Source organism: Actinomadura sp. WMMA1423 (assembly GCF_006547145.1).
GTDB lineage: Bacteria > Actinomycetota > Actinomycetes > Streptosporangiales > Streptosporangiaceae > Spirillospora.
Genome location: NZ_CP041244.1, coordinates 3,877,504 through 3,897,870 on the forward strand (window position 1 = coordinate 3,877,504; position 20,367 = coordinate 3,897,870).

The 20,367-nt window shown below is 73.3% G+C and carries 21 protein-coding genes; 11 read left to right on the plus strand and 10 right to left on the minus strand.

What is annotated here, in order from left to right:
• Positions 1 to 37 precede the first annotated feature (37 nt).
• Positions 38 to 1,255: a fumarylacetoacetase gene (gene fahA / locus FKD65_RS17920; protein WP_141578576.1), complete on the plus strand. Its 1,218-nt coding sequence runs from the start codon at positions 38 to 40 to the stop codon at positions 1,253 to 1,255.
• A 26-nt stretch (positions 1,256 to 1,281) separates the two neighbouring features.
• Here the strand turns inward: fahA and ispF are convergent, their stop codons facing one another.
• A complete protein-coding gene (ispF, locus tag FKD65_RS17925) occupies positions 1,282 to 1,752 on the minus strand; it encodes a 2-C-methyl-D-erythritol 2,4-cyclodiphosphate synthase (protein ID WP_205718697.1) in 471 nt (156 codons plus the stop codon).
• Positions 1,753 to 1,786: 34 nt separating this feature from the next.
• A complete protein-coding gene (locus FKD65_RS17930; RefSeq protein ID WP_021599843.1) occupies positions 1,787 to 2,269 on the minus strand; it encodes a CarD family transcriptional regulator in 483 nt (160 codons plus the stop codon).
• A 362-nt stretch (positions 2,270 to 2,631) separates the two neighbouring features.
• Between FKD65_RS17930 and FKD65_RS17935 the strand changes: the two genes are divergently transcribed.
• From FKD65_RS17935 to FKD65_RS17945, 3 genes are all read left to right on the plus strand, one after another.
• Positions 2,632 to 3,405, plus strand: a complete 774-nt coding sequence (locus FKD65_RS17935) for a hypothetical protein (protein WP_141578580.1) — start codon at positions 2,632 to 2,634, stop codon at positions 3,403 to 3,405.
• Positions 3,406 to 3,588: 183 nt separating this feature from the next.
• A complete protein-coding gene (locus FKD65_RS17940; protein ID WP_141578582.1) occupies positions 3,589 to 4,518 on the plus strand; it encodes a hypothetical protein in 930 nt (309 codons plus the stop codon).
• A 316-nt stretch (positions 4,519 to 4,834) separates the two neighbouring features.
• A complete protein-coding gene (locus tag FKD65_RS17945; RefSeq protein WP_141578584.1) occupies positions 4,835 to 6,037 on the plus strand; it encodes a hypothetical protein in 1,203 nt (400 codons plus the stop codon).
• 180 nt (positions 6,038 to 6,217) lie between these two features.
• On the opposite strand, the gene FKD65_RS17950 is transcribed toward FKD65_RS17945, so the two are convergent.
• Together FKD65_RS17950 and FKD65_RS17955 are read right to left on the minus strand one after the other, a co-directional pair.
• The gene (locus tag FKD65_RS17950; RefSeq protein WP_141578586.1) at positions 6,218 to 6,898 is read right to left on the minus strand and encodes a response regulator transcription factor; all 681 of its coding nucleotides are present in this window, start codon (positions 6,896 to 6,898) and stop codon (positions 6,218 to 6,220) included.
• Entirely contained in the window at positions 6,895 to 8,097 is a 1,203-nt protein-coding gene (locus FKD65_RS17955; RefSeq protein ID WP_141578588.1) for a cell wall metabolism sensor histidine kinase WalK, read from the minus strand. Before FKD65_RS17955 ends, FKD65_RS17950 begins: the two co-directional genes overlap by 4 nt.
• A 171-nt stretch (positions 8,098 to 8,268) precedes the next feature.
• Here FKD65_RS17955 and phoU point away from each other — a divergent pair, with 171 nt between their 5' ends.
• Both phoU and FKD65_RS17965 read left to right on the plus strand, forming a co-directional pair.
• The gene (phoU, locus tag FKD65_RS17960) at positions 8,269 to 8,931 is read left to right on the plus strand and encodes a phosphate signaling complex protein PhoU (RefSeq protein WP_141578590.1); all 663 of its coding nucleotides are present in this window, start codon (positions 8,269 to 8,271) and stop codon (positions 8,929 to 8,931) included.
• Between the two features lie 72 nt (positions 8,932 to 9,003).
• Complete coding sequence (locus FKD65_RS17965) at positions 9,004 to 10,110, plus strand: oxidoreductase (protein ID WP_240810210.1); 1,107 nt, start codon at positions 9,004 to 9,006, stop codon at positions 10,108 to 10,110.
• A 97-nt stretch (positions 10,111 to 10,207) separates the two neighbouring features.
• Here FKD65_RS17965 and FKD65_RS17970 read toward each other — a convergent pair whose 3' ends face one another.
• Positions 10,208 to 10,621 (minus strand): MarR family winged helix-turn-helix transcriptional regulator, encoded by a 414-nt coding sequence (locus FKD65_RS17970; RefSeq protein WP_141578592.1) that lies wholly within the window; start codon positions 10,619 to 10,621, stop codon positions 10,208 to 10,210.
• A gap of 83 nt (positions 10,622 to 10,704) precedes the next feature.
• Here FKD65_RS17970 and FKD65_RS17975 point away from each other — a divergent pair, with 83 nt between their 5' ends.
• Complete coding sequence (locus FKD65_RS17975; RefSeq protein WP_205718698.1) at positions 10,705 to 11,874, plus strand: MFS transporter; 1,170 nt, start codon at positions 10,705 to 10,707, stop codon at positions 11,872 to 11,874.
• A gap of 55 nt (positions 11,875 to 11,929) precedes the next feature.
• Here the strand turns inward: FKD65_RS17975 and FKD65_RS17980 are convergent, their stop codons facing one another.
• The 3 genes from FKD65_RS17980 to mshA form a co-directional block, all read right to left on the minus strand.
• Complete coding sequence (locus tag FKD65_RS17980; RefSeq protein WP_240810211.1) at positions 11,930 to 12,763, minus strand: phosphoglyceromutase; 834 nt, start codon at positions 12,761 to 12,763, stop codon at positions 11,930 to 11,932.
• A gap of 29 nt (positions 12,764 to 12,792) precedes the next feature.
• Positions 12,793 to 13,284 (minus strand): YbjN domain-containing protein, encoded by a 492-nt coding sequence (locus FKD65_RS17985; RefSeq protein ID WP_141578595.1) that lies wholly within the window; start codon positions 13,282 to 13,284, stop codon positions 12,793 to 12,795.
• 71 nt (positions 13,285 to 13,355) lie between these two features.
• A complete protein-coding gene (gene mshA, locus FKD65_RS17990) occupies positions 13,356 to 14,666 on the minus strand; it encodes a D-inositol-3-phosphate glycosyltransferase (protein WP_141578596.1) in 1,311 nt (436 codons plus the stop codon).
• Between the two features lie 216 nt (positions 14,667 to 14,882).
• Between mshA and FKD65_RS17995 the strand changes: the two genes are divergently transcribed.
• Positions 14,883 to 15,641: an SDR family NAD(P)-dependent oxidoreductase gene (locus FKD65_RS17995; protein WP_141578597.1), complete on the plus strand. Its 759-nt coding sequence runs from the start codon at positions 14,883 to 14,885 to the stop codon at positions 15,639 to 15,641.
• 12 nt (positions 15,642 to 15,653) lie between these two features.
• Here FKD65_RS17995 and FKD65_RS18000 read toward each other — a convergent pair whose 3' ends face one another.
• On the minus strand, positions 15,654 to 16,475 hold the full coding sequence (locus tag FKD65_RS18000; RefSeq protein ID WP_240810212.1) for a class I SAM-dependent methyltransferase: 822 nt from the start codon (positions 16,473 to 16,475) through the stop codon (positions 15,654 to 15,656).
• Between the two features lie 132 nt (positions 16,476 to 16,607).
• On the opposite strand from FKD65_RS18000, the gene FKD65_RS18005 reads away from it, so the two are divergent.
• From FKD65_RS18005 to FKD65_RS18015, 3 genes are all read left to right on the plus strand, one after another.
• Entirely contained in the window at positions 16,608 to 18,221 is a 1,614-nt protein-coding gene (locus tag FKD65_RS18005) for an AMP-binding protein (protein WP_141578598.1), read from the plus strand.
• A gap of 87 nt (positions 18,222 to 18,308) precedes the next feature.
• Positions 18,309 to 19,097, plus strand: coding sequence for a TIGR03084 family metal-binding protein (locus FKD65_RS18010; protein ID WP_141578599.1), 789 nt, complete (start codon positions 18,309 to 18,311; stop codon positions 19,095 to 19,097).
• Between the two features lie 62 nt (positions 19,098 to 19,159).
• Positions 19,160 to 19,636 carry a universal stress protein gene (locus FKD65_RS18015; RefSeq protein WP_141578600.1) on the plus strand — a complete coding sequence of 159 codons (477 nt, stop codon included), beginning with the start codon at positions 19,160 to 19,162 and terminating at the stop codon, positions 19,634 to 19,636.
• Positions 19,637 to 19,809: 173 nt separating this feature from the next.
• Here FKD65_RS18015 and FKD65_RS18020 read toward each other — a convergent pair whose 3' ends face one another.
• The gene (locus FKD65_RS18020) at positions 19,810 to 20,322 is read right to left on the minus strand and encodes an O-acetyl-ADP-ribose deacetylase (RefSeq protein ID WP_141578601.1); all 513 of its coding nucleotides are present in this window, start codon (positions 20,320 to 20,322) and stop codon (positions 19,810 to 19,812) included.
• Positions 20,323 to 20,367: the final 45 nt, after the last annotated feature.

A 20,367-nucleotide genomic window follows, 5' to 3' on the forward strand; every position in this document is an offset into this window, starting at 1 on the left:
CGGATGAAAGGCAGGCGGCTGGGGAAGATATGACGCCATGACGACCGTTTCGTGGGTCGAGGGCAGCCAGGACGGCGGCTTCGGCATCGAGAACCTGCCGTACGGGATCTTCTCTCGGCCCGGGGAACTGCCGCGCGTCGGTGTGGCCATCGGCGACCGCGTCCTCGACCTCGCCGAGATGTCGGCCGCCGGCCTGGTGGAGGACCGGCACTACTTCGCCTCCGGGTCGCTGAACGCCTTCATGGTCGCCGGACGCGCCGCCTGGCGGGCGAACCGGGAGCGCGTGACGGAGCTGCTCACCGACGAGGCCTACCGGGACCGGGTGGAGCCGCACCTGATCCCGGTCGCGGACGTGGAGATGCAGAGGCCGTTCGAGGTCGCCGACTACGTCGACTTCTACTCCTCCGAGCACCACGCGGCGAACGCGGGACGGATCATGCGGCCGGACGGCGAGCCCCTGCCGCCGAACTGGAAGCACATGCCGGTCGCCTACCATGGCCGCGCCGGGACCGTGTACCCCTCCGGGACTCCGATCATCCGGCCCTGCGGGCAGCGGCGGGCGAAGGACGACCCGGAACCCGTCTACGGCCCCTCGCAGCGCCTGGACTTCGAGGCGGAGGTCGGCTTCGTCGTGGGCGTCCCCTCCTCGGCCGGGCGGGGCGTGGCGGCCGGCGCGTTCCGCGACCACGTGTTCGGGTTCGTGCTCGTGAACGACTGGAGCGCGCGCGACATTCAGCGATGGGAGTCGCAGCCGCTCGGCCCGTTCCTCGGCAAGTCGTTCGCGACGTCGGTCTCGTCGTGGGTGGTGCCGGTCGCGGCGCTGGAGCCGGCCCGCGTGTCGCCGCCCGTCCAGGACCCCGCGCCGCTGCCCTACCTGCGGTCCGAGGAGCCGTGGGGCCTCGACCTGCACCTGGAGATCCTGATCAACGGGCGGGTGGCGGCGCGGCCGAAGTTCGCGTCGATGTACTGGACGTCCCCGCAGCAGCTCGCGCACGCCACGGTGAACGGCGCCCCGCTCCGCACGGGCGACCTGTTCGCGTCCGGCACGGTGTCGGGACCCGAACGCGAGCAGCGCGGCTGCCTGCTGGAGCTCAGCTGGAACGGCCAGGAGCCGCTGCTGCTGGACGACGGTACGGAGCGCACGTTCCTCGAGGACGGCGACACCGTGACCCTCCGAGCCCAGGCACCGGGCGCCGCCGGCTCTCGCATCGCCCTGGGCGAGGTGACCGGCACGGTCCACCCGTCCCCCGCGTAGAGCAGGCGCGGAGCGCAGGCGCCGGGCTAGGCGGGCGGGAGGACGAGGGCGTTGGCGATGGCCGCGAGGCCCTCGCCGCGGCCCGTGAGGCCCAGGCCGTCGGTGGTGGTGGCGGAGACGGTCACCGGGGCGCCGAACAGCGCCTCGGTGAGGGTCTTCTCCGCCTCGGCGCGACGTTTGCCGATCTTGGGCCGGTTGCCGATGATCTGGATGGCGACGTTGCCGATGGTCCAGCCGGCGTCGTCGACGCGGCGGGCCACCTCGCGCAGCAGGTCGACGCCGGACGCGCCGGACCAGCGCGGGTCCGAAGTGCCGAAGACGGCGCCGAGGTCGCCGAGACCGCAGGCCGACAGCAGCGCGTCGCAGGCGGCGTGCGCCGCGACGTCGCCGTCGGAGTGACCGGCGAGGCCGTGGCCCTCACCCGGCCATTCGAGCCCGGCCACCCACAGGGGGCGCGGCTCGGACGAGAACGGGTGGACGTCGGTACCGACGCCCACCCGAGGGAGCCGTTCGTTCAACGCGGTCGGCCGCTCAGCTGGCCAGGACCTCGTCGAGCAGCGCCTCTGCCTTGTCCTCGTTGGTCTTCTCGGCGAGCGCGAGCTCGCTGACAAGGATCTGGCGCGCCTTGGCGAGCATCCGCTTCTCACCCGCGGACAGGCCGCGCTCCTTGTCGCGCCGCCAGAGGTCGCGGACGACCTCCGCGACCTTGTTGACATCGCCGGAGGCGAGCTTCTCAAGATTCGCCTTGTACCGGCGCGACCAGTTGGTGGGCTCTTCGGTGTAGGGTGCGCGAAGCACCTCGAACACCTTCTCCAGCCCGTCCTGGCCGACGACGTCCCGGACGCCCACGTCCTCGACGTTCTCGACCGGGACCCGAACCGTCAGGTCGCCCTTGTCAACCTTCAGGACCAGGTAGGTCCTGTCCTCACCCTTGATGGTGCGAGTCTCGATGGCCTCGATCCGAGCAGCCCCATGGTGGGGGTAGACGACGGTGTCGCCGACCTGGAAAGTCATGTGACAAGTACCCCTTCCGCTAGAACCAGGGTAGCACGGAAACGAGCGTGCCCGAACCCGCCTTCTCGACAAATGCCCAGGTCAAGCCACATATTGGGGTATTGACAAACCCCTTTATTGGTGCATCGTCGTCCAGTTCTCCACACCCAGCGTAGCCGAGGGAACACCGCGATCCAGCTCGCGCGCCTTTACCGGTAACCGGCCCCCGGGGACAAGCATCGTCGCGCCGACGGGGCGGACGGGTTCCATACTGGGATGTGAGCACGCCGGGCCGCGCGGGTACGAAGCGCCCGGAAGGGTCTTAATAGGACGGACGGGAACGCGCGTCCCGCGGGAACACCGATCGGTGAGGGAGGTGCCGCGTGAGGCCGGACGGCGGCGACCCGGAGCCCGACGACTACGGGCTTCCGCGCATTGACGTCGTCGTGCCCGATGACGCCCGCGAGCTGGAGCGGGACGTCGTGGCCTACCACCGCGAGAGGCGCCGCCGGCGGCGCAGGGCGCGGGTGCGGCGGCTCTACCGCCCGCTGACCCGGTTCGGGATCGCCATACCCCTCATCGCCGGGGCGCTGCTCGTCGCGCTGCTGAGCGGCGTCCTGATGACCGCGCTCGGTCCCCGTCCCGCGCCCCGGCCCACGAGCGCCCAGCTGGCTCCTCGCCCCTCCGCGAGCCCGGGCAGGGTCGGCGGGCTCCTGCCCGACCGCCGGGTCGACCTCGTGACCGCCGACCGCACCTCGACCCGGCTGCGGGACCTGCGTCCCGGCGTGATCGCCATCGTCCCGCCCGGGTACCGGTGCGAGCGCGTGGTGGCCGAGCTCGCCGGCCGGACGCGGGAGTACACGCTGAACTTCTGGCTCGTCGCCGACCCGCGCCCCGCGGGGGCCGGGAAGCCCGCGTCCCTGAAGGAGCTCAGGGCCTGCGCGGGCACCGCCCACAACGGAGCACCCCAGATCCTGGAGGACCGCGACGGCGTCCTGGCCGGCGCCTACTCGCCCGCGCCCGGAACGCCCGGCCCCACCGGAACCGGCATCACCGCCGTCTTCGTGCGGCCGGACGGCGTGGTCGGCGAGGTCGTCCGGGCGCCCCGGCCCGGACCCGCGCTCACCGGCAAGGTCGAGAGCCTCCGTTCCGGTTAGCCTCCCGGCCGGGGCCCGCGGGCGCGTCCGCTCTCGCGGCCGCGCCCGGTTCAGGCGTGTCGGCCACCCCGGAGAGGGGTCGGCGGTGGAACCTCGCTACGCTTCCCCTGGCGTATCTCACGCCAGCCCCACAACTCTCTGAAGCCACCTCTTCAACTGATATTTCGCGAGGAGACCGACGCCGTGATCCGAAACAGCCGTCGAGTGGTCGTGCTCGCCATCGCGGGCGCCGTCGCCGTCGCGCCCGTGGTCTCCGGCTGCGGCGCCGGCGAGAAGCCCCAGACCGCCGCCCCCACGCAGCTGACCGAGGGCGTCAACGTCTCGGTGCCGAAGGACAGGCCGGGCGCCGCGCAGATCGACCTGCGCCACATGTTCCTGCTGGGCCAGGAGGCGGGACGGCCGATCGCCCCGGGCGCGGACATGGCCCTCTACGGCGTGGTCATCAACCAGGTGAAGGGCCGGCAGGACCGCCTGGTCTCGGTGAGCTCCCCGGCGTTCGGCGGCGAGGCGAAGATCGACGGTGGCTCCCTCGTGCTGCCGCCCGCCGCCCAGGACGGGACGGGCAGCTTCACCAGGCTCCTCGGCAAGCCCTCGGCGACGCCGACCCCGTCGCGGCAGCAGGGCGGCAAGAAGAAGCAGCAGCCGGGCGCCTCGCCGTCCGGCGGCACGCCCTCGACCTCGCCGTCCGGCGGCGCCACGCCCGAGCCGACCGGCCAGGGCGCGACGCCGAACGTGTCCGAGACGCCGACCTCGGGGAACACCTCCGGCCCGCAGGGCGGCGGCGGCCCGTCGGCCACGCCGAACACCGGCGGCGAGCAGCCGCTGGTGGTGCTGCCCAAGCTCAACAAGGAACTGCGCGCCGGAGACACGCTCCCGCTGACGATGCGGTTCGAGCGCGCCGGGTCCGTGGAGTTCCAGATCCCCGTGGTGGCGCGGCAGGGCGAGTACACCGACTACCCGCTGCCCGACTCCCCCGCCCCGCAGTCCCCGGGCCAAACCCCCGGCCAGACGCCGAGCGGGGAGATGAGCACGTCCCCGTCCCCGGGCGCCGAGCAGGGCGGGCCGGAATCGTCGCAGTCCCCGACCACCACGGAGTCCCCAGCCGCCGCATAGCCGGCACCCGCACACACAGAACGGCCCGCCCCCTCAGGGGACGGGCCGTTCTTTCGTGCGGTCAGTGCTCGAACTCGGAGTCCGTGCGGGCGCCCGTCGCCCACCCGTGAGGCCGCTTCCCTGAGCGGAGCCGTCCAGCAACCTCCATCGGGACCTCACAGGGCGACCAATCGGCCCTCCTTTCTCACCGTCGCGCCCCCGCAACCGGGCGCGCCGCGCGGCCCTCGCCGGTTGTCGCGGCTCTGCGATGCAGGACGGTCTCCTCTGCGGCCAAGGGCCGTGAGGGACACAAACAAGATTCAAGGAGTGCGTCGTAGTGACGAACCACCCCAGACAAATCAGACAATCTCGTGGGACTGCCGTCAACGCGGTCCTGACCTGCGAGGGGCTGTACTCGATCGCCTCCGGCGCCGACCGGCGACGGGTGGCGACCGCTCTCGGTGACGTGTACGACGTCGCACGCGAGATGATCGCGCCGCTGTACGTACGGGGCACGCATCGGATGCTCGCAGACCTCCGGGCAGAAGCCGCGCGCGGCGCGCTGATCGTGTTGCTGGGCCGCGACGCCCAGAACATCGGGGAGGGCATCCGCCATCTCGATCCGGCGCTGCACAAGCGGCTGGTCGAGGTCCGCACCAACCGGCCGACCATCGCGAGCGCACTGGCGGATCTGCGAATCGAGCACGGCAGGAGCTTTCCCGAGCTGGACCGCATGCTCGGGAAGCTGATTCGGAGGCCGACCGTGTCGACGGAGTCGATGGCCGGCGCGTCCGAGAACCTGATAACCCTGTTGCGCAGGGCGGGCCTGCCGGTGGACGACCCCGAACCGCCGCACGACATCATCCTGGTCGACAACGGGTTACGTGGCACGACCCGGGCGGCTCTGAAGGCGATGTACTGGCCGGACGCCAGGGCGACTCTGGTGCGTGGCTTCTACCTGTTCCGGGCGGCGGCATACGACGACCCGTGTCCGCACGCGGACAGGGGCTACCTGTTCGACCTCGAGGCGGACGCCTGCGGTGGCGGCAACAGCCTGCTGGAGTTACCGGATGATCCGCATCTGGAGGGCCTGACCTTTCGCAACAGGGCCGCGATCACGATGCTCGAGGTCCTGACCAGCGGCCCGGAACTGACGCCCGACCGGATCGACGCCCAGGGCGACCCGGTCCAGCGCCTGTACCGAGACGCGCCCTTGCCGGAGGAGGGCATCGACCCGGGGTGCCGCTCCGCCCGCTTCTTCGACTCCCGGGTCTACGAAGGAGTGCTGCGCATCGTCCGCTGGGCCATCGGAGACTGCGCGCGGTACGCGGCCTTCCACGAACAGCGGGGCGGCGACGTCCAAGAACTGCTGCGGCCCGGGCACGAGAAACTGGTGCGCAACGCGCGCGCCTGGGCCGGCGACCCGGCAGCCATGCATCCGGTGCTGCGCGAAGTCGCCGGCACGTACTGCTGGAGGCCCCTGGACGCCGGTCCCGCCCGCACCGTCGAGGCGGACGACCGGTCCAGCGAAGCGGCCTAGACTCGACCGGGTCGCGTTCCGGGCCCATCAGCGCACTTTCCGGCCCGCCCGTAGCGGCGGAGCGGAACAGTGCAGAACGACACCGCGGCCGTGGCGGCCGGGGCCGGTCCACAGACCACCCCGGCGGCCACGGCCGCTTCCGTCCCGCGAGCGACCACCGTGCCCGGCCAAAGCGCGCGGCTAGGGCTCGAACTTGTAGCCGAGGCCTCGGACGGTGACGATGTAGCGGGGGGTGGACGGGACTTCCTCGATCTTGGCGCGGAGGCGCTTGATGTGGACGTCCAGGGTCTTGGTGTCGCCCACGTAGTCGGCGCCCCACACGCGGTCGATCAGCTGCATGCGGGTGAGGACGCGGCCGGCGTTGCGGAGCAGCACCTCCAGCAGCTCGAACTCCTTGAGCGGGAGCTGGACGGGCTCGCCGCCGACGCTGACGACGTGCCGCTCGACGTCCATCCGGACGGGCCCGGCCTCCAGCGTGGCGGGGGTCGGCTCCTCGACCTCGCCCTGGCGGCGCAGCACGGCCCGCATCCGGGCGATCAGCTCCCGGGTGGAGAACGGCTTGGTGACGTAGTCGTCGGCGCCGAGCTCCAGGCCCACGACCTTGTCGACCTCGCTGTCCTTCGCGGTCAGCATGATCACCGGGACGTTGGACCGCGAGCGCAGCTCCCGGCACACCTCGGTGCCGGGCAGGCCGGGCAGCATCAGGTCCAGGAGCACGAGGTCGGCACCGTTGCGCTCGAAGATGTCCAGCGCGTCGGGGCCGGTGGCGGCGACGGCCACCTCGAACCCCTCCTTGCGCAGGTTGTACGACAGTGCGTCGCTGAAGGACTCCTCGTCTTCCACGACGAGCACGCGGGTCACGGTGTTGCCTCCCGGGCGGTGTTGTCTGGTGCGGCTGCGGTCGTCCCGGCGGGGCGGCGCGGTGTGTCGAGGAGCGGGAGCCGGATCGTGAACGTCGACCCGTGCCCCTCCTTGCTCCACACCGTGATGTCGCCGCCGTGCTTGCTGGTGACGTGCTTGACGATGGCGAGGCCGAGGCCGGTGCCACCGGTCTGGCGGGAGCGGGCGGGGTCGACCCGGTAGAACCGCTCGAAGATCCGCTCGATCTCGGCGTGGGGGATGCCGATGCCCTGGTCGGTCACGTTGATCTCGACATGCCACTCGTCGGACCTCCGGGTCGACACGACGACCCGGGTGTGCTCGGGGCTGTAGGCCACGGCGTTGTCGACGAGGTTGCGCAGCGCGGTGACCAGCAGCTCCTGGTCGGCGCGGACCCGCAGCCCGTCCTCGCCGCCGGACGCGAGGTCGATGTCCTTGGCGGCGGCCTTGATCTGGCAGCGGTCGAGCGCCTCGGCCATCACCTCGTCGAGGTCGATCGGGGTGAGCTCGGGCAGCGGCTCGGCCCCCTGGACGCGCGACAGCGTCATCAGGTCCTGGACGAGGTTGGTCAGCCGCACCGACTCGTACTGCATCCGGCCGGCGAACCGGCGGACGGCCTCGGGGTCGTCGGCGGCGCCCTCGACGGTCTCGGCGAGCAGGGCCAGCGCGCCCACCGGGGTCTTCAGCTCGTGGCTGACGTTCGCCACGAAGTCGCGGCGGATCGCCTCGGTGCGGTGCATCTCGGTGAGGTCCTCGGCGAGCACGAGGACGAGCCCGTGCGACCCGAGCGGCGCGACGCGGACCGCGAACCAGCGCCCCTCGGCGCGGCGGCGGCCGCCGGCGGGCGCGACCTGGATCTCGGTCTCGCGGATCTCCCCGTCGCGGCGGACGAGCCGGGTCATGGCGAGCACCTCGTCCACCAGCAGGTGGTCGCCGCTGACCAGGCCGTACGCGCGCGCCGCCGAACTGGCCCGCAGCACCCGGTCTTCACTGTCCACAACGACGGCCGAGGACCGCAGGACGCTCAGGACCGAGGCGACGCCGGGGGGCAGGCTGCCCACCGGGTTCGCCGTGACCGTCGTCCGCTGGGCTCGCTCGCTCACCCGCACCGCCAATCCAGTCGCGAGCCCTATCGCGAGCCCGGCGAGCCCGGTCAGGCTCGCGATAATCTCGACCTCCACACCTCGGATCGTAAGCGGCGATCGGAGTGACGCCCCCCGCCGGGCCTGGTCAGCGCCTTCTCGTTAGCCGAAAGTTCACCTTCGCCACCGGACGCGTTCACAGCCGTAGGGCAGGCTGTGGCGTGGGCGAGTCCGCCCTGCCCCGCCCCCGTAGACATCGAAGGATTCGAAGTGCGCGACGCCTACCACGAGGAACTCGACTCCCTCACCGACAGTCTGGTGGAGATGACCCGCCTCGTCCGGTCCGCGATGGCCCGCGCGGTGACCGCCCTCCTGGACGCCGACCTGCGGCTGTCGGAGGAGGTCATCAGCGGGGACGAGCACGTCAACAAGATCGATGCCGCCATCGAGGCGACGGTGTTCGACCTGATGGCCCGCCAGCAGCCCGTCGCGGGCGACCTGCGCACCCTGATCACGGCGCTGCGGATGAGCGGCGACCTGGAGCGCATGGGCGACCTCGCCGTGCACATCGCCAAGACGGCCCGGCGCCGCCATCCCGAGTCGGCGGTGCCGCCGGAGCTGCAGGCGATCGTCCTGGAGATGGGGCAGATCGCGGAGCGGATGATCGCCAAGACGGGCAGCGTGATCGCGTCGCAGGACGTCGAGATGGGCCTCGAACTCGACGCCGACGACGACCAGATGGACCGCCTCCACCGGCGCCTGTTCGACCTCCTGCTGTCGCCGAAGTGGCAGCACGGCGTCGAGCCGGCCGTCGACATCACGCTCGCCGGCCGCTACTTCGAGCGCTTCGCCGACCACGCCGTCCACGTCGCGGAGAACGTCGTCTACCTGGTGACCGGCCAGCGCCCCGAGGAGATCATCGACACGCCCTGACCGGCCTCCTCCCGGGCCCGGCCGGCGCGCCGGGTCTGGACGGCTTGATCATCATTCGTTAGCTTGCGCCTCATGAAGGCGATGCGGGCGCTGGTCCAGGCGATGACGTTGGCCGGGGTGTGCGGGGCGCTGACGGCGGCCTCCCTCGGGGCACCGGGCGCCGCGCCCGCGCGGGCGGAGGCGGGCGCCGGGGCGCGCGGCCCCGCCTGGCAGGTCACCCCGACCGGGAGCCAGGCGAGGTTCCGCGGGCTGGCCGCGGTCGGCCGGAAGGCGGCCTGGCTGGCGGGCGGCGGCGGGACCGTGCTCCGCACGACCGACGGCGGCCGCACGTGGCGCGATGTCGCCCCGGCGGGCGCGGAGGGCCTGGAGTTCCGCGACATCGAGGCGTTCGACGCGCGGCGCGCGGTCGTGCTGGCGATCGGCGAGGGCGACGCCTCCCGCGTCTACCAGACCTCCGACGGCGGCGCCTCGTGGACGCTCGGCTTCCAGAACGACGACCCCAAGGCGTTCTACGACTGCGTCACGTTCTTCGACTCCCGGCACGGGCTGGCCGTCAGCGACCCGGTGGACGGCCGGTTCCGGATCATCTCCACCGCCGACGCGGGGCGCACCTGGCGGGTGCTGCCGTCCGAGGGCATGCCCCCGGCACTGGAGGGCGAGGCCGGGTTCGCCGCCAGCGGGCAGTGCCTGGTGAGCCACGGGCCCCGCGACGTGTGGCTGGCGACGGGCGGGGCCTCCCGGTCGCGCGTCTTCCACTCCCGGGACCGCGGCCTCAACTGGACGGTCGCCGACACGCCGCTGCCGTCCAGCCCGTCCCAGGGCGTGTTCGCGGTGGCGTTCCGCGACACCCGGCACGGCGTGGCGGTGGGCGGCGACTACCGCCCGGGGGAGCCGTCCCCGGCGGCCGCGGCGACGACCGACGACGGCGGCCGGACGTGGCGTCCCGCGCGGCGCCCGCCCGCCGAGTACCGGTCGGGGGTCGTGTGGCCGGCGTACTCGGGCCCGGCCGCGCTGGCGGTGGGCCCCACGGGCAGCGACGGCACCCTCGACGGCGGCCGCACCTGGACCCGTTTCGACACCGGGAGCTACGACACCGTGGACTGCGCGCCCGATGGCGGCTGCTGGGCCGCGGGCGAGAAGGGCCGCGCCGCCCGCCTCATCTTCACCGCGTCACGCTGACCCGGCGGGTCGCCCCTGAGCAGGCGCTGCCAGGGGCGACGGTCCGCAGGTCGACGCATCACCCGCCGCTCGGGTGGGTCTTCGCCCGACTTTGCCGCTAGCCGGGCTCTTTCAGGAGTTGCTGGAGCAGCTCGCGCAGCGACTCCTGCTGGGGCTGGGCCAGCTGTGCCAGCGGCGAGTCGGTGTCGAGCCGTTCGAGGACGTCGGCGCGGCACCGCTCGCCGTCCGGGGTGAGGACGATCTGCTTGGCGCGGCGGTCGGTCGGGTGGGGGCGGCGCTCGACGAGGCCCTGCCCTTCGAGGCGGTCGATCAGGAAGGTCGCGTTCGAGGCCTCGCACGCCATCCGGTGGGCGAGCTCGCGGGCCGTGATCGGCTCCGACAGCTCGCGGAGCGCGACGACCTGGGCCGCGGTCATGCCCACCTGCTCGCCGACGCGGCGGGCGTGGACGTCGAGCCGCTGCGCGAACCGGTGCACCAGCTTGCACACGTCGCGCTCCATCCGCTCGCCCATGCCCCGAGTGTAGCCCCTGTGCTTCGAATCATGATATTGCTAGTTCGAATCATCCGAGTTCGAACTAAATGGAGCGTGCCCGCGTGCCCCCGTCCCTGCTTTCCCTCATGCTGGTCGTCTTCGGCCTGACCACCGGCGAGTTCGTGATCGCGGGCATCCTGCCGGACGTGGCCGGGGACCTCTCGGTCTCGGTGCCCGCCGCCGGACGCCTGGTGAGCGCCTACGCGCTCGGCATGATCATCGGCGGCCCCGTCGTCACCGCCCTGACGGCGCGCGTGCCGCGCAAGCCGCTCATGACCGGCCTCATCGCCGTGTCGATCCTCGGCAACCTCGGCTCCGCCGCGGCGCCGGACTACCCGGTGCTGCTCGCGGCCCGGTTCCTCGCGGGCCTGGTCGTGGCCACGTTCTTCGCGGTCGCCGTCGCGACCGCCGTCTCGACGGCCCCCGCGGGCCGGGAGGCCTCCACCATCGCGAAGGTGGCACTGGGGCTGAACCTCGGCATCGTCCTCGGCACCCCGCTCGGCACCCTGGTCGGCCAGCGGCTCGGCTGGCAGGCGACCTTCGCCTCGGTCGCCGCGCTCTCCGCCGCGGCCCTGCCCATGGTGCTGCGGTTCGTCCCGGCCCTGCCCGCCGCCGCGACCGGCCCGCTCCGGGACGAGCTGCGCGTCTTCGCCGGACGGGACGTCCGCCTGGCGATCACCCTCACCGCCCTCGGCAACGTGGGCGCGGTGACCGTCTTCACCTACATCGCGCCGCTGCTCACCAAGGTCGGCGGGTTCTCCGAGGGCGCCGTCCCGGTACTGCTCCTGGTGTACGGCGCGGGCGCGGTCGCGGGCAACCTCCTCGGCGGCCGGCTCTCGGACCGGGACCTCATGACGTCCCTGATCCGGCTCCTCGGCGCGCTGGCCGCCGTCCTCGCGCTGTTCTGGGCGGCCGGCGGCGTCCGCCCGCTGGCCGCCGTGCTGACGTTCGCGCTCGGCCTGCTGGCCTTCGCGGTCGTTCCGGGCATGCAGGCCCGCGTCCTGACCACGGCGGGCGCCGCGCCGACGCTGGCGGTGGCGGTCAACGCCTCCGGCTACCAGCTCGCCGCCGCGTTCGCCGGGTCGCTCGGCGGCGCGTTGATCAGTGACGGCCCGGGGCTGCGCTCCCTGTTCCCGGCCGCGGCCCTGCTCACCCTCGCCGGGCTGGCCACGGCCGTGCACATCCACCGTGGCGACCGCCGCCGCACCGGGGCGAGCGCCCGGCCGGTCTGAACCGCGCCCGGCCGGTCTGAACCGCGCGGGGCCGCCCGGAAGCGGCCCCGCGGGCCTACTTGCGCCTGCCGCGCCTGGGCTTCGGGGCGTCCTTCGGAGCGGAGCCCTTGGCGTCCTTCGCGTCCTTGGCCCCCTTGCCGCCCTTGGCGGCGCCCTGGTTCTTGACGGCCTCGATGGCGGCCTTGGCGGCGGCCGGGTCGAGGTACTCGCCGCCGCGCTTGAGCGGGGAGAAGTCGTCGTCCAGTTCGTAGACGAGCGGGATGCCGGTGGGGATGTTCAGCCCGACGATCTGCTCGTCGGAGATGTCGTCCAGGTGCTTGACCAGCCCGCGCAGGGAGTTGCCGTGCGCGGCGACCATGACGGTCTTGCCGGCGGCCAGGTCGGGGACGATCGCGTCGTACCAGTAAGGCAGCATCCGGTCGACGACGTCGGCGAGGCACTCCGAGCGCGGGATCAGCTCGGACGGCAGCTCGGCGTAGCGCAGGTCGTTGACCTGGGACAGGGGGTCGTCGTCCTTGATGGGCGGCGGCGGGGTGTCGTAGGAGCGCCGCCAGGTCATGAACTGCTCTTCGCCGAACTCCTCGCGCGTCTGCGCCTTGTTCTTGCCTTGGAGGGCGCCGTAGTGGCGCTCGTTGAGGCGCCAGGAGCGCTTCACCGGGATCCAGAGCAGGTCCGCGACGTCCAGCGCGATGTTGGCGGTGCGGATGGCCCGCTTCAGCAGGGAGGTGTGCAGCACGTCGGGGGTGATGTCGGCGTCGAGCAGCAGGTCGCCGCCCTTGGTCGCCTCGCTCTCGCCCTTCGCGGAGAGGTCGACGTCCACCCAGCCGGTGAACAGCCCCTCCGCGTTCCAGACGCTTTCGCCATGCCGGAGCAATACCAGGGTCGCCATGGCACCAGAGCCTAGCGGCCCCGCGCGGGTCACTCGCGGTTGGCCGGGTCCGCGAAGGAGGCGAAGGCCTGGAGGTTGGCGAGGCTCTCGCCGCGCTTGACGCGCCAGTCCCACTCGCGCTGGATGGACGACTTGAACCCGCGCTCCAGCGCCTTGTCGAAGTTCTCGTCGGAGTAGGTGAGGACGCAGCCGAGGAGGCGGTCGATCTCCTCCGGCGACACCGATTCGAGCGGGACCTTCCCGACGAGGTGGACGTCGCCCACGTCGTCCAGCGCGAAGGCGACCCCGTACATGCGGCCGTTCTTCTCCAGCAGGAACCGGTAGAACTCGGCGTGGTTCTCGTCGGGGCGGCGGCAGAAGAACGCCTCGACGTGCAGCGAGTGGTCGCCGGCGATGAGCCATGTCATCGTGGCGAGCTTGTGCTGCCCGGGGAGCTTGACGAAGAACGCGTTCTCACGCGGCTCGTCGAACTCCAGGTCCGCGGCCTCCAGCGTCTCCCGGATGGTCTCGACGACGCTCATGTGTGCTCCCCCCATGGGCGGCGCTCGGCGCGCCGCCCGTTCGGCCTCGCTCGTACGGTCGCTTCCACTGGTCACACAGTCGCTTCCACGGCGGCGGTCGGCATCGACACGGCACCGGTATACACGTCCAGAAGGCGGTCGACGGTGGTGTCCCAGCCGAAGTCGCGCGCGTGCCGGACGGCGCCGCGGGCGAGGCGGTCGTGCAGCCGGGGCTCGGCGTCCAGGCGCCGCAGGACGGCGGCGTAGTCGGCGGGGTCGTGACCGGAGACCAGCACCCCGGACTCGCCGTCGGCGACCGCGGTGCACAGGCCGCCGACGCCGGACGCGACGACCGGAGTCCCGCAGGCCTGGGACTCGACGGCGACGAGCCCGAACGACTCGCTGCGGGACGGGACGACGGTGACGTCAGCGGCGCGGTACCAGTCGGCCAGCTCGCGCTGGGGCGCGGGCGGCTCGAAGCGCATGACATCGGAGATGCCGAGTTCGGCGGCGAGCAGTTGCAGGCCCTCGGGGCGGGACAGCCCGGAACCGCTGGGGCCGCCGACGACGGCGACGACGAGCCGCGAGCGCAGCGCCGGGTCGTCCGCCAGCATGCGGGCGACGGCGCGCAGCAGCACGTCGGGGGCCTTGAACGGCTGGATGCGGCCGACGAACAGCAGCACGTAGGCGTCGCGGGGAAGGCCGAGGCGGCGGCGGGCGGGGCCGGTCCGGTGCGGCAGAAGGCCGGCGCCGCGGGCGATGAGGGGCGACTCGGGGCGGAACAGCGAAAGGTCGGCGCCGGGGCTGACGACCGCGACGCGCGAGGGGTCGGCGCCGTAGAGGCCGACGAGCTCGCCGGCCTCCTTGGCGGTGTTGGCGACGAGCTGGTCCGCCGACGCGACGACCTGCTCCTCGCCGAGGACGCGCTCGGCCGGTTCGGGCTTGTCGTCGTCGGCCAGGGCCGCGTTCTTGACCTTGGCCATCGTGTGCATGGAGTGGACGAGCGGGACGCCCCACCGCTCCTTGGCCGCCCAGCCCGCCTGCCCGGACAGCCAGTAGTGCGTGTGGAGGAGGTCGTAGTGGCCGGGTTCGTGGGCCGCCTCCACACGCAGCACGCCGGAGGTGAACCCGCACAGGTACCGGGGCAGCTCGGTCTTGTCGAGCTCCTCGAACGGCCCGGCGACCACGTTGCGGACGAGAACGCCCGGCGCGAGCTCCACGGCGGGCGGCAGGGCCCGCGAGGTGGCGCGGGTGAAGATGTCCACCTCGACCCCCCTGGCGGCGAGCCGCTTGGCGACCTCGACGACGTAGACGTTCAGGCCGCCCGCGTCGCCGGTACCCGGTTGATCCAGAGGGGAAGTATGGACACTGACCGTCGCAACTCGGTTGATACGACGCGACACCGGACACCACCTCCGTCAGTGCAACCTACCGGGCGGGTTACGTGTTCCCTCGGCATGGGGGACAAGCGTGACCTGCCGCCACAGTGACCGACGTCACTCGCGCCCGGTCCGTCCGGTGCACCGCCGGACTCCCTGCCGTGATCAGGGCCGCGCCGCCGGTCGCGGCGGCCTCCAGTACTGTGCCGACCAGGCTCACGCACCGGGGAGGCTGGACGCATGCGCAAGACCGCGATAGTGACCGGAGCAAGCAGCGGCATCGGGGCGGCCACGGCGAGGCGCCTGGCGGCCGAGGGGTTCAACGTCGTGCTCGCCGCGCGGCGCCGCGACCGCCTCGACGAACTCGCCAAGGAGATCCAGGGCGGCGTGCCGGGCGCGGGCAGGATCGCGCCGTTCACGCTGGACGTGACCTCGCAGGAGTCGGTGGACGCCCTCGCGGCGGCGGTCGGCGCCTGCCACGTCCTGGTCAACAACGCCGGCGGCGCGCTCGGGCTCGACACCGTCGCGACCGCCGACCTGGACGACTGGCGCTCGATGTACGACACCAACGTCCTCGGCCTCGTCCGCGTCACCAAGGCGATCCTGCCGAAGCTGGTCGAGAGCGGCGCGGGCCACGTCGTCAACATCACCTCGCTCGCCGCGCACGACCCGTACGAGGGCGGCGGCGGGTACAACGCGGCCAAGCACGCCGCCTACGCGGTCAACGAGGTGCTCCGCCTGGAACTGGTCGCCGAGCCCGTCCGGGTCACCGAGATCGCGCCGGGCCTGGTGAAGACCGAGGAGTTCTCCCTGGTCCGGTTCCACGGCGACGAGGAGAAGGCCGCCAAGCCCTACGCGGGCGTCCCCGAGCCGCTGGTCGCCGACGACGTCGCGGACTGCGTCGCCTGGGCCGTCACCCGCCCGCCGCATGTCAACATCGACCGCATCGACGTCCAGCCGCGCGTGCAGGCCGCCCCGCACAAGCTCCACCGCGAGTAGGACCAGGTCCCCTCACCGCCCGTGGGGCGCGACGGCACTCCACGGAAGCGTGACCTCGCCGAGGCGCCAGCGGCTCCGGCCGCCGAACGGGGGATGCGCCAGGACGGGATGGGTCCGCGCCAGCAGCGACACTGCCTCGACCCAGCGCGCGCGGGGACCGAACGCCGAGTGGGGCGCCGCGGTCGCCCAGCACCGGTCGAACGCGGTCAGGAACTCGTGGACGGGTTCGCCCGGCACGTTCCGGTGGATCAGCGTCTTCGGCAGCCGTTCGGCCAGCTCCGAGGGCCGTTCGAGCGAGCGCACGTGCGCGGCGAACGTGATCGTCCGCGGGCCGTCCCCGGTGAGGGCCACCCAGACGGCGCGGCGTCCGATCTCGTCGCACGTCCCCTCGACCAGGACGCCGGAGGGGGCGAGCCGCGCGCGCAGGTCGTCCCACGCGCGCCACGCCGCCGCCTCGTCGTACTGCCGCAGGACGTTGAACGCCCGCACCAGCACCGGCGGGCGCGGCACCGGCAGTTCGAAGCCGCCGCGCCGGAACGACAGCCCCTCGTGGGGCCCGGTCGCGGCGGCGAAGGCGACCCCGGCCGCGACCCGGGCGGGCTCGATCTCGATCCCGGCGACCTCCAGGCGCGGCGACACCGCGCGAAGCCGCGAGTACAGCTCGAAGGTGGTGACCGGGGACGCGCCGTAGCCGAGGTCGACGGCCAGCGGGCGCGGGCCCGAGCGCAGCGCGGCGGCCTGGGTGGCGGCGATCCAGCGGTCGATCCGGCGCAGCCGGTTGGGGGCGGTGGTGCCGCGGGTCACCTCCCCCCGCGGCCTCGGGACTGGGGGCACGGGGTAATTGTCGAGGGTAATCCCCTATGCCTCGTACGTCGGCTCGCTCCCCCGACCCACCCACTGAACCGGATTCGGTAAGTCATCGGTTACGGTGCTGCCGACGCCCCCGTCCGTCCCGGAGGAGTGCCGATGCTCGACCTGGCGACCCTGCACGAGGCCATCGCCGCCGCGATCCCCGACCGCGAGTGCCTGGTGTGGCGCGACCGCAGGATGACCTGGCGCGAGGTCACCGACCGGACGCGCAGGCTCGCGAACGTCCTGCACGCGCACGGCCTCGGGCCGCGCCCGGTCGACGGCGGCGCGGCACCGGAGCCGTGGGAGTCGCCGCACGACCACCTCGCGCTCTACCTGCACAACGGACCGGAGTACCTGGAGGGCCTGGTCGGGGCGCACAAGGCGCGGGTCGCGCCGTTCAACGTCAACTACCGGTACGTGGACGACGAGCTGGCCCAGCTGTTCACCGACGCCCGCCCGGCCGCCGTCCTCTACCACGCGTGCTTCGCCGACGTGATCGGCCGCGTCGTCGAGAGGCTCGGCTCGCGCCCGCTCCTCCTCCAGGTGGCGGACGACTCGGGCGCCGCCCTCCTGCCCGGCGCGCTCGACTACGAGGAGGCGCTCGCCAAGGCGTCCGGCGAGCCGCTCCCCGTCCGTCCGAGCCCGGACGACCTGCACATCCTCTACACCGGCGGCACGACTGGGCTGCCGAAGGGCGTGCTGTGGCGGATCGGCGAGCTGATGATCGGACCGCTCGGCATGCGCCGGCGCGACGGCGCCCCGTTCACGGGTCTCGGCGAGGTGGTCGAGCGGGCCGTGCGCGGCGATGTCCGCGTGCTGGTCGGGCCGCCGCTCATGCACGGCGGGGGGACGTGGTCGGCGCTCGGCGGCTGGTGCGGCGGCGGCTGCGTGGTGTTCCCCGACCGGGTGGACGGCCTGGACGCCGCCGACCTGATGGCCACGGCCGAGCGGGAGCGCGTCACCCGGATGCCGCTGGTGGGGGACGCGTTCGCCCGTCCGATCGTCGCGGCCCTGGAGGCGCGCCCGCACGACCTCGCCAAGCTCCGGACGATCATCAACTCCGCCGCGGCCGTCAGCCCGGGCGTGAAGGCGCGGCTCCTCGAACTCCTCCCGCACGTCCGGCTCGTGGATGTGCTCGGCTCCTCGGAGTCCGGGTTCCAGGTCACCCGGCAGGGCCCGGACGCGCGGACGTTCCGCGCGGCGGCGGGCACGGCCGTGCTCAGCGCGGACCGGACCCGGCGGCTCGCGCCCGGCGAGGACGAGCTCGGCTGGCTGGCCAAGGGCGGCGACGCGATCCCGCGCGGCTACCTCGGCGACCCGGCCAAGACCGCGTCGACGTTCCTCACCGTGGACGGCGAGCGCCTCGTCGTCGCGGGCGACCGGGCGCGGCTGCTCGCCGACGGAACCGTCGAGGTCCACGGGCGCGAGGCCACCACGATCAACACCGGCGGCGAGAAGGTGTTCGCCGAGGAGGTCGAGACCGTCCTGCGCGGCCTGCCCGGCGTCGCCGACGCGCTGGTGGTCGGCCGCCCGAGCGAGCGGTGGGGCACGGAGATCGTCGCGGTGCTCGGCCCGGCCGGCGCCCCGTCCGACGACGAGCTGCGCGCGGGCTGCTCGGCCCGGCTCGCGCGCTACAAGATCCCGAAGGCGTTCGTCCGGACCGACCGGAGCCTGCGGCTGCCGAACGGCAAGGCCGACTACGCCGCCGCCCGCGATCTGATCGGCTGAACACAGCGTCGACTGAACACAGTGCCGGCTGAACGAAGTTCGGTTCGGCCCTGTACCCGGCGCCCCGGGACGGGGGATCATTGCGGGATGCCGGACCTGCACCTCCTTCTCGCCGACCTCGCCGCCGAGGGCGACTCCGTCGACGCCCTGGTGGCGCCGCTGCCCGCCGGCCGCTGGGCCGACCCGACCCCGGCGGAGGGCTGGACGGTCGCGCACCAGATCGCCCACCTCGCCTGGACGGACGAGCAGGCGGTCGTCGCGGCCACCGACGCCGCCGCGTTCGCGGGGCACGTCGAGCGGGCCCTCGCGGACCCGGCCGGCTACGTCGAGGCCGGCGCGCGGGAGGGCGCCGCCGAGGACCCCGCCCGCCTGCTCGCCCGCTGGCGGGAGGGCCGCCGCCGGATGGTGGACGCCCTCGCCGCCGTCCCGCCGGGCACGCGCCTCCCCTGGTTCGGGCCGCCGATGAGCGCCGCGTCCATGGCGACCGCGCGGCTGATGGAGACCTGGGCGCACGGCGAGGACGTCGCCGACGCGCTCGGCGCGCGCCGCGAGCCGACGCGCCGCCTCCGGCACGTCGCGCACATCGGCGTCCGCACCCGCGACTTCGCGTTCCGCAACCGCGGCCTGGAGCCGCCCGCCGAGGAGTTCCGCGTCGTCCTCCGGGGCCCGGACGGCGACGAGTGGACCTGGGGCCCGCCGGACGCCCGCCAGTCGGTCGCCGGCCCCGCCCTCGACTTCTGCCACGCGGTGACCCAGCGCCGCCACCCCGCCGACCTCGGCCTGACCGCGACCGGCCCGGACGCCGAGCGCTGGCTGGAGGTCGCGCAGGCATTCGCGGGGCCGCCCGGAACGGGCCGCGCCCCCACTCGCGCCTGAGAGATTCGCCACTGACCTCCGGGTTCGCGTTCGCCGAGCCCGGGGGTGGAGATGTTGATCGTATGACAGTTCTCATCGCGTACGACGGTTCCGACGACGCGCGGGCGGCGATCGAGTACGTCGCGCGGCACCTGCGCCCGGAGCCGACCGTGATCATGACGGTGTGGGAGCCCCTGCTCACCCAGATCTCCTGGGCGCCGATCGCCGCCGCGGTGCCGGTCGCGGGCCGGATGGAGGAGGGCGAGCAGTACGAGGAGGAGAAGCAGGCCGAGCGGCTCGCCGAGCGGGGCGCCGCCATCGCCGCCGAGGCCGGGCTGGCCGACGTGGCGGTGCGCGCCGAGCGCGGCGGCGGGCCGGTGTGGGCCGCGATCGTGGACGTCGCGGAGGAGCTGAACGCCTCCCTCGTCGTCACCGGCTCGCGCGGCCTGGCGGGGGCGCGGTCGGTGATCCTGGGCAGCGTGTCCACCCGCGTGCTGCACCATTCCCACCGCCCCGTCCTGGTGGTGCCCCCGCCGAAGCCGGACGACGACGAGGGCTAGCCTGTGTTTTCACAGTCCCGGCCCGCTTCGCTCGCCTGGCGGCTCGCTACGTGACCGTGCCTGGGCGAACGCGGCATCGCTTCGCGATCTGGCCGGTGCGGCTCGCCTCCGGCTTCGCCGCACCGGCCGGGTCACGCGTTCGCGCGCGGGCCGAGGCCACCTCGCGACAGGCGCTAGAACCCGGTCACGGCGCGTTCGAAGGCGTCGTAGGCGTCCTCGGTGAACAGGACGAAGCGGGCGTCCATCACCTGCGTCGCGGTGGCCCGGACGGTGCCGACCGCGATGCGGGCGGCGTCGTCCATGGGCCAGCCGTAGATGCCGGCCGACACGGCGGGGAAGGCGATCGAGTACACGCCCAGCTCGTCGGCGATGCGCAGCGACTCGCGGTAGCAGGAGGCGAGCTGGTGGGAGCGGTCCTCGGAGGCCGAGTACACGGGGCCGACGGTGTGGATCACCCACTCGGCGGGCAGCAGCCCGGCCCTCGTCGCGACCGCCTGGCCGGTCGGCAGCCCGCCGCCGTAGTGGGACGCGCGGAGCCTGCGGCACTCGTCCAGGATCTCCGGCCCGCCCTTGCGGTGGATCGCGCCGTCCACCCCGCCGCCGCCCAGCAGCGACGAGTTCGCCGCGTTCACGACCGCGCCGACCTTCTGCTCGGTGATGTCGCCCTGGACAAGAGTGATCTTCATATGCCGCCGATCCTTCGCAGTGCCGAATCCCGTCCGAGAACAAGA